The organism is Corynebacterium sp. HMSC064E10 (genome assembly GCF_001812505.1).
Taxonomy (GTDB): Bacteria; Actinomycetota; Actinomycetes; order Mycobacteriales; family Mycobacteriaceae; genus Corynebacterium; species Corynebacterium amycolatum.
This window is the reverse complement of record NZ_KV809173.1, coordinates 795017-807452: the sequence shown is the minus strand read 5'-3', so window position 1 is coordinate 807452 and position 12436 is coordinate 795017. Positions and strand designations below refer to the sequence as shown.

General features: G+C 56.1%; 12 protein-coding genes and 1 tRNA gene. 12 read left to right on the top strand and 1 reads right to left on the bottom strand.

Going from position 1 to position 12436, the window contains the following annotated elements:
- The first annotated feature begins 266 nt into the window (after positions 1-266).
- The 6 genes from pgm to HMPREF2860_RS05345 all read left to right on the top strand — a co-directional run bounded on the left by pgm (position 267) and on the right by HMPREF2860_RS05345 (position 4878).
- Positions 267-1922, top strand: a complete 1656-nt coding sequence (pgm, locus tag HMPREF2860_RS05370) for a phosphoglucomutase (alpha-D-glucose-1,6-bisphosphate-dependent) (RefSeq protein WP_070439557.1) — start codon at positions 267-269, stop codon at positions 1920-1922.
- 54 nt (positions 1923-1976) lie between these two features.
- Positions 1977-2417: a MauE/DoxX family redox-associated membrane protein gene (locus tag HMPREF2860_RS05365; protein ID WP_038627975.1), complete on the top strand. Its 441-nt coding sequence runs from the start codon at positions 1977-1979 to the stop codon at positions 2415-2417.
- Between the two features lie 133 nt (positions 2418-2550).
- On the top strand, positions 2551-3282 hold the full coding sequence (locus HMPREF2860_RS05360; protein WP_049182178.1) for a DsbA family protein: 732 nt from the start codon (positions 2551-2553) through the stop codon (positions 3280-3282).
- Between the two features lie 175 nt (positions 3283-3457).
- Positions 3458-3533 (top strand) — tRNA-Ala (locus HMPREF2860_RS05355).
- A 134-nt stretch (positions 3534-3667) separates the two neighbouring features.
- Positions 3668-4102: a pyridoxamine 5'-phosphate oxidase family protein gene (locus HMPREF2860_RS05350; protein ID WP_016422245.1), complete on the top strand. Its 435-nt coding sequence runs from the start codon at positions 3668-3670 to the stop codon at positions 4100-4102.
- A gap of 179 nt (positions 4103-4281) precedes the next feature.
- A complete protein-coding gene (locus HMPREF2860_RS05345) occupies positions 4282-4878 on the top strand; it encodes a TetR/AcrR family transcriptional regulator (protein WP_224784081.1) in 597 nt (198 codons plus the stop codon).
- 38 nt (positions 4879-4916) lie between these two features.
- On the opposite strand, the gene nadE is transcribed toward HMPREF2860_RS05345, so the two are convergent.
- The gene (nadE, locus tag HMPREF2860_RS05340; RefSeq protein ID WP_049181988.1) at positions 4917-5768 is read right to left on the bottom strand and encodes an ammonia-dependent NAD(+) synthetase; all 852 of its coding nucleotides are present in this window, start codon (positions 5766-5768) and stop codon (positions 4917-4919) included.
- A gap of 38 nt (positions 5769-5806) precedes the next feature.
- On the opposite strand from nadE, the gene HMPREF2860_RS05335 reads away from it, so the two are divergent.
- The 6 genes from HMPREF2860_RS05335 (at position 5807) to deoD (ending at position 12415) form a co-directional block, all read left to right on the top strand.
- Positions 5807-7288 (top strand): sugar porter family MFS transporter, encoded by a 1482-nt coding sequence (locus HMPREF2860_RS05335; RefSeq protein WP_141737475.1) that lies wholly within the window; start codon positions 5807-5809, stop codon positions 7286-7288.
- A gap of 251 nt (positions 7289-7539) precedes the next feature.
- The gene (gene ykgO / locus HMPREF2860_RS05330) at positions 7540-7662 is read left to right on the top strand and encodes a type B 50S ribosomal protein L36 (protein WP_005511141.1); all 123 of its coding nucleotides are present in this window, start codon (positions 7540-7542) and stop codon (positions 7660-7662) included.
- Between the two features lie 740 nt (positions 7663-8402).
- Positions 8403-8627 carry a glutaredoxin-like protein NrdH gene (gene nrdH, locus HMPREF2860_RS05325; protein WP_005511161.1) on the top strand — a complete coding sequence of 75 codons (225 nt, stop codon included), beginning with the start codon at positions 8403-8405 and terminating at the stop codon, positions 8625-8627.
- 85 nt (positions 8628-8712) lie between these two features.
- On the top strand, positions 8713-9135 hold the full coding sequence (gene nrdI / locus HMPREF2860_RS05320) for a class Ib ribonucleoside-diphosphate reductase assembly flavoprotein NrdI (RefSeq protein WP_038627981.1): 423 nt from the start codon (positions 8713-8715) through the stop codon (positions 9133-9135).
- 174 nt (positions 9136-9309) lie between these two features.
- A complete protein-coding gene (nrdE, locus tag HMPREF2860_RS05315) occupies positions 9310-11454 on the top strand; it encodes a class 1b ribonucleoside-diphosphate reductase subunit alpha (protein ID WP_187402564.1) in 2145 nt (714 codons plus the stop codon).
- Between the two features lie 235 nt (positions 11455-11689).
- The gene (gene deoD, locus HMPREF2860_RS05310) at positions 11690-12415 is read left to right on the top strand and encodes a purine-nucleoside phosphorylase (protein ID WP_038627983.1); all 726 of its coding nucleotides are present in this window, start codon (positions 11690-11692) and stop codon (positions 12413-12415) included.
- Positions 12416-12436 lie beyond the last annotated feature (21 nt).

Here is a 12436-nt window from a genome sequence, read left to right as displayed (position 1 = left end):
GGGGGGGGGGGACAGGAGACAGGTGCCGGCAGCCCGGAATCCTTTCGAGAAGGTGCTCCCGTCGGCACGCGGCAATCTATCTGATGCACCCTATTGCAGGGGCGAGTTTGCCTTACCGAGTGGTTCTTGCCATGCGCGCTGTCCCTAAAACGGGGACACTGGAGAGGAGGAAGCGCATCTAAGTTCGGTTTCTTTGTCTCGGCCGGTTGGTCGGCAATGAAATCGGCGGTTGCGCAGTTCGCCGATTTAGCAGGAGGATACCCACAATGGCTCATGAGCGCGCCGGGCAATTGGCCCAGCCATCCGACCTTATCGATGTCGCGGAACTGGTCACTGCCTACTACACAAAGCACCCGGACCCGAATAACCCCGACCAGAAGGTCGTCTTCGGTACTTCCGGTCACCGCGGTTCCTCCCTCGACGGCGCTTTCAACGAAGACCACATTCACGCCACTACTCAGGCCATCGTGGATTACCGCAAGGGCCAGGGCATTGAAGGCCCACTGTACGTTGGCCGCGATACCCACGGCCTGTCCGAGCCGGCAATGATTTCCGCCCTCGAGGTGCTCACGGCCAACGGCATTACCGTGATGGTTGACGCTCAGGATCGCTACACGCCGACCCCGGCCGTCAGTCACGCGATTCTGACGTATAACCGCGACGTGGAGGGCGGTCCGACGGGTAGTAGCTCCGCGCGTGCCGACGGCATCGTGATTACCCCTTCCCACAATCCGCCACGAGATGGTGGTTTTAAGTACAACCCGCCGACCGGTGGTCCGGCGGACGCGGATGCGACGGACTGGATTGCAGCTCGTGCCAATGAATACCTGGCTAAGGGCCTGGATGGGGTTAAGCGCCAGCTGGTGGATAAGGCCGCTGACCTCGTCGTAAAGCACGACTACCTCAACGCATACGTGTCGGACCTGCCGAATGTTGTCAACCTCGACGCCATCCGTGATGCCGGCGTGCGTATCGGCGCTGACCCAATGGGTGGTGCGTCGGTGGATTACTGGGGTGCAATTGGCGATGCGCATAACCTAAATCTGACTGTGGTCAATCCGCTGGTTGATGCGACCTGGCGTTTTATGACGCTGGATACAGACGGCAAGATTCGTATGGACTGCTCCTCACCGAATGCGATGGCGTCCCTGATTGGTAACCGCGATAAGTTCGACATCTCCACCGGCAATGACGCGGACTCGGACCGTCACGGAATTGTGACACCGGACGCAGGCTTGATGAACCCGAACCACTACCTGGCCGTTGCCATTGATTACCTCTTCGCACACCGCCCGGGCTGGTCGCAGGACACCGCGGTCGGTAAGACGCTGGTGTCTTCGTCGATGATTGACCGCGTCGTCGCCAATTTGGGTCGCAAGCTAGTGGAAGTTCCAGTCGGCTTTAAGTGGTTCGTCCCGGGTTTGCTCGGCGGCACCATCGGTTTCGGTGGTGAAGAATCCGCCGGCGCATCGTTCCTGCGTCACGACGGCACTGTGTGGTCTACCGATAAGGACGGCATCATCCTGGACCTCCTGGCCAGCGAGATCAAGGCCGTGACCGAGAAGACTCCATCGCAGCTCTACGCAGAGCTCGCCAATAAGTACGGTGCCCCGGCTTACGCCCGCACCGATGCGGACGCAACCCGTGAGCAGAAGGCAATCCTGAAGAAGCTCTCGCCGGAGCAGGTCAAGGCCGACACCCTGGCTGGGGAGACCATCACAGCCAAACTGACTGAAGCGCCGGGTAACGGCGCTGCGATTGGTGGCCTCAAGGTGGTTACGGAGAACGCTTGGTTCGCAGCACGCCCGTCGGGCACTGAAGATAAGTACAAGATTTACGCGGAGTCCTTCAAGGGAGCGGATCACCTGGCACAGGTTCAGGTTGAGGCACAGGACGTGGTCGCGGCAGTTCTGAACGGATAATCGGTAGCCGTTGGGCTAACTGTAAGCAGTTAACCTGTACTAATATTTCTGTGTATGAAGAATTTCGTAGGCGTGGTGGCCCGATTCGGCCTAGCTGCAGTTTGGTTGTACTCGGGTCTTATCAAACTGCTGAACCCGCTGGAATCGCGTCAGGCAGTGCAAGCTTATGAACTGCTGCCGAGCGACTTGGTGCCGATGGTAGCGGTTGCGCTGCCCGCCTTCGAAGTCATCCTTGGACTCTTACTGGTATTGGGGCTTTTCCTGCGTCCGGTAGCAGTATTGTCAGGAGCGCTCTTGCTGGTGTTCGTCGGAGGCATTATCTCGGCGTGGGCGCGCGGACTGCAGATTGACTGCGGTTGCTTTGGTGGCGGTGGCTACGACGAGAACGCTGACGCAGTTTCATATCTCAAGTCAATTGCCCGAGACATAGGTTTTTTGGCGTTGGCTGTATTTGTGTACGTATGGCCGTGGAAGAAGTTTGCCATTTACGCCTAGCCCGCCCGCTAGATTTTTAAGCCTAAGCAATAGGGCAAGTGGGCTGAAGTAAGGCGATGGGGTCTAGCAACCATTCCCGTTTTCTCAGGCACAATTGTGTCATTGGCAAGAAAACACCGCTATCGTAAGCGGTGTGAGTCAGAAGATTAAGAACCCAAATGAAAAGGGCAGTGGCTTCGTCGTTGGCCTGATTGCCCTTCTTGCTGTCGTTGTTGTTGTTATCGGCGGAGTTATCTACATCGGCCGGTCGCAGCCGATTGAGGGACTTCCAGATGAGGACGTCGACTTCTCCGTCGCACTCGACGGTGATGTCATCCGGCTAAGCAAGGACGGCGCCGAAGGGGCTAAAACAGCCACGATTTTTGAGGACTTCTCGTGCCACTACTGTGCTCAGATGAGCGAAGAGGGCCACGATGATGAGCTCAAGGCGCTAAATGACGGCAAGCTAGTCGCTGAATACCGCACGCTGAACTTCCTGGATGGTCAGGAGAAGGAGCAGCGTGACGGTCACTCCACTCGCATCTACGCGACTGCCCGCAAGATTGCTGAGACCGGGGATGCTCGCGCATATTGGAACTTCCGCACAATGATGATGGTTGACCAGCAGAACTCCGTCACGTGGAGCAATGACGAGCTGGCTGACCGCCTGGAGCAGCTCGGTGTCGCTGACGAAATTGTCAGCGAAGTCCGCTCCGGCATCGACACCACCGAGGCCAAGGCAAGCGCAGACGCTAACTTCGATGACCTTGAGAAGCGCTTGGGCAAGGTTTCCTCGCCGCATGTCTTTGTCGATGGCAAGGATATTCTGGAGAACATTTCCGGTGATGGCGGACTGGGGCAGTGGGTCAAGGTGGCCCTGCGCTAGGATCCGTGCACGCTCACACGATTCATCTTCAGTTCATGTTCGGCAGATCCGCTTTGGGGTACTCGGCGAATGCGTAAAAGAGTGTTCTACATGCGGATTTGGTGATACATGACAGTGCCATGTAGCCTTTGAGGAGTCCACAGCGGAGGGTGAAAGCCACTTCGATGTTGATTCTGGGGCTATGGCGCAGCTGGTAGCGCATCACACTGGCAGTGTGGGGGTCACGGGTTCGAGTCCCGTTAGCTCCACCAGTATGAAATCCCTCGGTCGAAATGGCCGGGGGTTTTCTTGTATCTGCCCTGGGTAGTGTGCTCGCCGTTTACCTCAGTGATTGGTAATCCGTATGGCTGTAGCAACTTTGTCTAAACGGTGGAATACTGGGGGTATGGCACACAACGACTCCGTTATCCAGAAACTGTCCACCGAAGAATCCCTCGAGCTGCTGGCTACGCAGACTTTTGGGCGCCTGGTTGTTCGTCGTAAAGATGATATGGATCTTTTCCCGCTGAACTACGTCGTTCATGAGGGGAGCATTTACTTCCGCACTGCCGAGGGGTCGAAGCTTTTTACTGTTTCTCTGAACCACGATGTTCTTTTTGAGGCCGACTTTGTTGACAAGGATGCCCAGAAGGCATGGTCGGTCATTGTAAAGGGTGACGCAGAGGTTCTCACCTCCCGCGCGGATATTAACGCTGCAGATGAGCTGCCGCTGAAGCCCTGGCTGCCGACGTTGAAGTACAACTACGTGCGCATTACTCCGAACGATGTTTCCGGTCGCCATTTCCACCTCGGTGAGGAGCCGAATCGCTACGAAGTGTAGCGGCGGCATACGGTGCTTTTGCTTTACGACGGTGGAGGCTCCGCCGTAAAGCAAAGCTAGCAGCGTGCAAAGGCAACATTTAGTGACTGAGCACCGCCGTTAGCTGTTTTTTAAAAAATTGTTGGGTTAAATTACCTAAAAGCGCCCTAAGTGAGATTCAACGCGTTACAGTCGCAAATGTGACGTGCACCATAGAATCGACCGATGGGGTGCCAGCGCAGCCCGATGTGCGCAGGCAGTCCCCACGTATGCAGAAGATCGTAGATGAAGCGCGCGCGATGCTGCGCGAATCGGGTTGGAGCGCAATCAGTATGCGCCGTCTAGCGGCGCGACTCGATGTGAAGGCTCCATCGCTGTATAAGCACATCAGCGGCAAGGAAGAGCTCCTCCAGCTGCTGCTGACCGAGAGTCTCGAGAATCTGGGCAAGCGTATTCATGCCGCCATTGATGAGGAATGCACTTCAGCGTCTCTGCTGCAGGCGTACCGCCAGGCAGTTCTCGACGATCCGCATGGTTACCGACTGATGAGTCGCACCAATTTCGTGAATGTCGTCTCGCCTTCGTCATTGGATGCCTGGATTCGCGATGCATTCATTAAGGTTGCTGGCGATGAGCCTAAGGGATTGGCCATGTGGGCGTTCGCGCACGGTTTGGTGACCGCCGAGCTCGTCCAGGATGGTTCACCTGCGCTGGAACCAAGTGCCGAAGCCGGTGCGGCAGACAGCTTGGCCGCAGTTGGAGCTATTTGGGACGCTGGCGCGGAGGCCTTCTCTTAAGGGGGGGGCTCACTGCTGGGCCGACCCGGGGCAGTAGCTTAGCGCCACCAGGAATCGGCCGGTCCAGGAGGGACGGCTCGCTTGTGCCGGGAAATGGAGTAGAGGTGCTCGATTCGCGCGGCATCCTCATCTGAGACGGCCTTGCCTTCGAGGTAGTCGTCGATGGCGGTATAGGTCACCCCGAGCGCAACTTCGTCGGGAAGCGCAGGGCGATCTTCTTCCAGGTCGGCCGTCGGCACCTTCTCCCACGTACTGGATGGTGCGCCGAGGTGACGGAGTAAGGCCGCGCCCTGGCGCTTGCTCAGCCCCTGCAGCGGGACGAGGTCGCAGGCGCCGTCGCCGTGCTTGGTGTAGAAGCCGGTGACAGCCTCCGCGGCGTGATCTGTTCCGATGACCAAAGCGCCGTCAACACCCGCCACTGCGTACTGGGCAATCATGCGCATGCGGGCCTTAATATTTCCCTTGTTGAAGTCGCTGATAGCGCTGCCGGCCAGGGCATCGGTGACCTGGGCGGTCATCGCGGCGGTGGCCGGTTCGATATCGATAGTTAGCCTTTGGTCAGGTTGAATGAATTGCAGTGCCACCTGTGCGTCGTCCTCATCGGCCTGCACGCCGTGGGGGAGGCGAATGGCAATGAAGGTGGCGTCCTCGCCGCCGTTGCGAAGCTTTTCGACGGCCAACTGCGCTAGACGTCCGGCCAGCGTGGAATCTTGACCGCCGGAAATTCCGAGCACGAATCCCTTGGCGTGCGCGGCGCGGAAATAATCGCAGAGAAAATCGACTCGGCGGCTGATTTCCTCGGCGGCATTGATGGTGGGCTGGACGTGGAGGTCGTTAATAATCTCCGACTGGAGGGGATGTGGGAAATCCTGTGTGCCTACTGGTGTCATGAGCCTCACTCTACCGCTAGTTCAGGACGGGAAAAGGGATGATTTTCCTGCCAGAAGAGTGCCAAAGCTCTCATCTTTATCGAGTAAGTGCTGTTCGGATAGGGGGTCTTTGGCCGGAGGGTGGCAAGATTTCCAGCGTGAGTACAACCGAACAGAATAAGACTGGACCGAACCGGGAAACCACCACAACTCGGTCGATAGCCGTGGCTATCATCGCCGCTCTGGGCGGCCTCCTCTTTGGTTACGACACCGGTGTCATCTCAGGCGCGCTGCTGTATATCCAGCGCTCTTTTGAGCTGACTCCAGGACAGGAGTCCACTGTCACCGCCATGCTCTTGGTCGGTGCGGCTATCGGTGCGTTCCTGGGTGGTCGCGTAGCGGACTCTCTGGGGCGCCGTGGCACCATCCTGCTCGGAGCGGTCGGCTTCATCATCGGCAGTATCTGGTGTGCTTTCGCTACTAGTGCGTTTTCGCTGGGTACTGCGCGTACTTTGCTCGGCGTCTGTATCGGTGGTGTTTCCATCGTCGTACCGATGTACATCTCCGAAATGGCACCACCGCATGTGCGTGGACGCCTGGTCAGCCTGAACTCGCTGATGATCGTGATTGGTCAGCTGGTGGCGTTCCTCACCAACTCCGCCCTAGCCTCCTCCGGTAACTGGCGACTCATGCTTGGATTAGGCGCTGTCCCCGGCATCGTGCTGCTCATCGGCATGCTGGTTCTGCCGGACACTCCGGCCTACCTCGTCCGTCGAGGACAGGAGGGCAAGGCGCTGGCCGTGCTGCGTCAGATACAGGGAGATGAGGCGACCCTGGCTGAGGTTGCCGTTGGTGAGGCGTCGTCAAGCGCCGATCAGCGTGCAGCCGAGCGCCTGGCCGTGAAAACCCCGTGGGTGCGACGCACCGTCATCATCGCGATGCTGATTGGCGTGACGCAACAGGTCACGGGCGCGAACGCGATTATGTATTTCGCGCCGACGATGATGAACAAGGTTGGCTTGTCGACGGAAAGCTCTGTCTATACCTCCATCATCATCGGTATCGCTTCGGTGATTTCGTGTGCAATTGGTATGAGCATCATTGACCGCGTTGGTCGTCGGCGAATGCTGATTATCGGTCTGGTGGGCTGTGCAAGCTCGCTGCTCGTGCTGGCGCCCGTCTATGGTTTGTCGAGTAACTCTTCGACGGGTGCCATGATGTCGCTTCTGCTGATGACCGTATTTATCGTGTTCCAGCAGGCGGCTGTGTCGGTGGCGACCTGGCTCCTGATTTCCGAGATCATCCCGACAGAGGCCCGTGGCCTGGGTATGGGGCTGGCAGGGCTCGCGCTATGGGTTGCGAACTGGTTTGTGGCACAGGCTTTTCTTCCGATGGTGGATGCTGTCGGTGGTGCGTGGTCGTTCTTCTTCTTTGCCATTACGGGCGCAATTGCGCTGGTATTCACCATCAAGGCGGTGCCGGAGACCTCAGGTAAGACGCTTGCCGAGGTCCGCGAGTACATGATTGCCGCTGCCAAGTAGAGAAGTGGAAGCAGTTGCAACGTGGGGAGTCACGATCTTGGGGTTGACTGTGAAAGAACATGTTTCCCCCGGATTTTTGGAGTTATTCCGCTTATTAGGTAGTATGGCAACTCGTGTCGTAACGCATACTCTTTGATATTTCTTCGGATTATCAGGAAAGGTGCGTTGCCAGGCAGTCACTGGGGTGATTGTCCGGGGAGAGTGCAGTGTGCACATCCCCGTTTCGGAGCCGAGTAGAAAGGAGCGCCCGAATGAAGGTCCGCAAGTCCCTTCGGTCGCTGAAGAACAAGCCGGGCGCTCAGGTCGTGCGCCGTCGTGGCAAGGTCTACGTGATCAACAAGAAGGAGCCGCGCTTCAAGGCCCGCCAGGGCTAAGCCTTATTTAGGCTAGCGCGAAGCAAATAGCTTCCTCATTTATTGCCAAAAACCGCAATCTGAAGTCGCAGTTTTACTGTGGCTGAAGGTTGCGGTTTTTGGTTTTTGGAGGGACAGGTTCAGGCGGTGACAGCGTTTATGGCTGGGGGCGGTGGAGCGATGGGGCGATGGAAGTTACTGACTGCGTTTATGTCAAAATTGGCCCGAAAAATGGCCTGAAAGTGTCATAAACTCGGACAGTTTCACATGTGCAGCCTGTAATTTTTGAAATCGCTGCGGAATCCGAAGTTGGGTAGGGGAGGGATAGGGCAGAGCAGGGACACTGCGGCACCTGGTATTGGTGTGATTGGCCTCGAGCCGTCTTGCAGTAATTGGTTTAACCAAAATGGACCGATAGTTGTTTTTCTACGATTTTCTAGAATTTTTAGCGTGAAATTACAAGGTTGTGGTGCGTCTGTGTACAACATCTTGTGCGCCAGAGATCTCCGAACAGGGAATACCATGGTTGTGAGTACTACATCTAGTATGACTAGAGTTTTCTAGGCACCAAGTGTAGTGTTTTCGATGTCGAGCCAAGGAGAGCTAAAAGGACCTGTCTGCCACCCGTACTCGGTTTCTCATGAACCCTGGGAGCTTTCGGTCATTCAACCAATCCGCTGATTCCTCGGCCGCTTCCGTTGTTTGTACGAAGTCGATCCGATTCATTGGTCTTACCCAAAGCCAGAAAGTTTGTGAGAGTCATGGTTACCGTTTACAGCAAGCCTGCATGTGTCCAGTGCCGCGCTACCACTCGTGCCCTCGATAAGGCTGGAATTGCCTACGATATCGTCGACATCACCATGGACGATGAGGCTCGGGACTACGTCATGGCTCTCGGTCACCTCCAGGCGCCGGTCGTTGACACTGGCACTGAGACCTGGTCGGGTTTCCGCCCGGACCGCATCAAGGCTCTCCAGGCAGCTTAAGAATCACACACCTCTCCGCAGATTTCGTTAACCGCACAGGAAACGGAGATTGCGGGGGTTTTGCGATGTAAAGGGTGAAGCTCTCATGCTGGTGGTGTATTTCTCCTCGGCGACGGGGAATACACACAAGTTTGTTGAAAAGCTAGGTATCAAAAATGCCCGCATTCCCATCCGTCGTAATGAGCCGGAGCTTATCGTCGATGAGCCCTATGTCCTCATTTGTCCGACTTATGGTGGTGGCGTTTCCATCAGCGGTGGTAACTCAAGGCCAGTTCCTCCGCAGGTCATCAAATTTCTTAATAATGAGCACAACCGCTCTTTCATCCGAGGTGTGATTGCTGCCGGCAATCTCAACTTCGGTGAGGACTTCTGTAAAGCAGGGGATGTCATCTCCTACAAGTGCAAGGTTCCATATCTATATCGCTTCGAGCTGATGGGAACCGACCACGATGTGCGGCGAGTCCGAGAAGGGCTAGAGGAGTTCTTCCACGGTAGAGTCAGCGCCTAAGTTGGCAAGCCTCAGTGTCGAGGGAAGGGGCACTGAGGACAACCGAATGGATACGCTCGCGGAAGCCGTCGTAAAGCGGTGTGCGAGGAAAATAGCTAGATTGGATTGCTCTGGGCAGTGTTTGAACAGACCCTGTGCAGGCAAATGAATATTAAAGGAGTCAACGTGTCGGAAATGGGCAAGCAGGTCGCGGAGCCGGTGGGTGAGGACAAGCTGGATTACCACGCGCTCAATGCGCTGCTGAATCTGTACGGTGAAGACGGCAAGATTCAGTTCGATAAAGACCGCATGGCTGCGCGCCAGTTCTTCTTGCAGCATGTCAATCAGAACACTGTGTTCTTCCACAACTTGCGGGAGAAGCTCGATTACCTGGTAGAAAATCACTACTACGAGGCCGAAGTTCTGGAGAAGTACGAATTTGAGGACGTCAAGGCACTGTTCAAGCAGGCCTATGCCCACAAGTTCCGTTTTCAGACTTTCCTGGGTGCTTACAAATACTACACCTCGTACACACTGAAGACCTTCGACGGCAAGCGTTACTTGGAGCGCTACGAAGACCGTGTCTGCATGGTTGCTCTCACGCTTGCCGACGGCGACTTGGGGCTCGCGCAGCACCTGGTTGATGAGATCATCACCGGACGCTTCCAGCCTGCTACTCCTACATTCCTCAACTCCGGTAAGGCCCAGCGCGGCGAACCGGTGAGCTGCTTCCTGCTGCGTATCGAGGACAATATGGAGTCCATTGGCCGCGCCATCAACTCCTCGTTGCAGCTGTCCAAGCGCGGCGGTGGTGTGGCACTGCTGCTGAGCAACCTGCGTGAACAGGGTGCTCCGATTAAGCACATCGAGAATCAGTCTTCTGGTGTCATCCCGGTTATGAAGCTGCTGGAGGACTCCTTCTCCTACGCTAACCAGCTGGGTGCTCGCCAGGGTGCTGGCGCTGTCTACCTGCACGCGCACCACCCGGACATCATGCGCTTCCTGGATACCAAGCGTGAGAATGCGGACGAAAAGATTCGCATCAAGTCGTTGTCGCTCGGCATTGTCATTCCGGACATCACGTTCGAGCTGGCCAAGCGTAACGACGACATGTACCTCTTCAGCCCGTACGATGTCGAGCGCGTCTACGGTAAGCCGTTCGCGGACATTAGTATCACCGAGAACTACGCGGATATGGTCGAGGATCCGCGTATTCGTAAGCAGAAGATCAACGCGCGTCAGTTCTTCCAGACCATCGCTGAGATTCAGTTTGAGTCCGGCTACCCGTACATCATGTTCGAGGATACGGTTAACCGCGCGAACCCGATTGAGGGACGTATTAATATGTCGAACCTCTGCTCGGAGATTCTGCAGGTCAACACCCCGTCGACTTACAATGCAGACCTGTCCTACGAGCACGTTGGTGAGGACATTTCCTGTAACCTTGGCTCGCTGAACATTGCGATGACCATGGATTCGCCAGACTTCGGTCGCACCGTCGAGACTGCCATTCGTGGCCTGACTGCGGTCAGTGAGCAGACTTCTATTGATTCGGTGCCATCGATTCGCAAGGGAAACGACGGATCTCACGCCATCGGCCTGGGGCAGATGAACCTGCACGGCTACCTTGGCCGCGAGAAGATTATGTACGGCTCGGAAGAGGGCCTGGACTTCACCAATGCCTACTTCGCAGCAGTGCTCTACGCTGTCCTGCGCGCTTCTAACAAGATTGCTCGTGAGCGCGGTCAGAGGTTCGTCAACTTTGAGAACTCCGACTACGCCAGCGGCAAGTACTTCGATAACTTCGATCCGGCAGAGTTTCAGCCGAAGACTCAGCACGTAAAGGAGATCTTCGCGAACTCCACCGCACACATTCCGGACGCTGAGGACTGGGCGCAGCTGAAGGCCGACGTCATGGAGTACGGCCTGTTCAACCGCAACCTGCAGGCAGTGCCGCCGACCGGTTCGATTTCGTACATCAACAACTCGACCTCGTCGATTCACCCGATTGCATCTCAGATTGAGATTCGCAAGGAGGGCAAGATTGGTCGCGTTTACTACCCGGCTCCGCACTTGGACAATGACAATCGCGAGTACTTCCAGGATGCCTACGAAATCGGCTACGAGAAGATTATTGACACTTACGCGGTCGCTACCAAGTATGTTGACCAGGGACTGTCCCTGACCTTGTTCTTCAAGGACACGGTGAGCACTCGTGATCTCAACCGTGCGCAGATTTACGCATGGCGCAAGGGTATTAAGACTCTGTACTACATCCGCCTGCGTCAGGTTGCGCTGGAGGGTACTGAGGTTGAGGGTTGCGTATCCTGCATGCTTTAAGCAAGCGTGTTTGAGGGCTAGGCATCTAATGCTTTAGCTGTAGCGCATTGAAGGCGCGAGAATTTCCCCGAGTTTTGTCGGGAGGTTCTCGCGCCTTTTTCGTCACTCCACCCAATTGGGAACAAATGTAAATATTACTATTGACGGTTGTAATGCAGGTAATTAACCTGGGCAGTGGTACACCAATGTTCGCGTAATTTTCACCCACGGCTAGTGGGAGAAGGGGCTGGAAGCCATGTCCGATACCACTGGTAAGAGCACTCCACACATCAACCCAAAGGGTGCGCCGATTGCAGAAACTATTTTGTTGCCAGGTGACCCGCTGCGTGCGAAGTTCATTGCGGAGACCTATTTGGACGATGTCGTTCAGTTCAACGAAGTTCGCAACATGCTGGGTTTTACCGGCACCTACCAGGGGCAGGAAGTGTCTGTCATGGGGTCCGGTATGGGTATTCCGTCTATCTCGCTGTACTCCTGGGAACTTATCCATGTTTTCGGCTGCAAGAAGCTGATTCGCGTCGGTTCGTGCGGCGCGTTGCAGCCGGAGCTGGACCTGTATGACGTGGTTATTGGCCAGACGGCGTCGACTGACTCCAATTTTCTATCGCAGTACAACTTGCCGGGAACATTCGCCCCGTCCGCATCTTTCCGTCTGATTGAAGATGTTCGCGATCGCGCCCGCGAGCAGGGCATCACAACACACGTCGGCAACATCTTGTCCAGCGATATTTTCTACAACTTCCAGGATGATGTGAACGACCGTTGGGCACGCATGGGTGTGCTGGCGGTGGAGATGGAATCTGCTGGCCTTTATGCCACTGCCGCCGAGGCCGGTGTGGAGGCCATGGGAATCTTCACTGTGTCGGACAACATCGTCACCGGTGGAAAGACCACTCCGGAAGAACGTGAGAAGGCCTTCACGACGATGATGGAGCTCGCATTGCCGCTGGCTCGACTCTAGTGTCCTGGTCTGCAATCAATT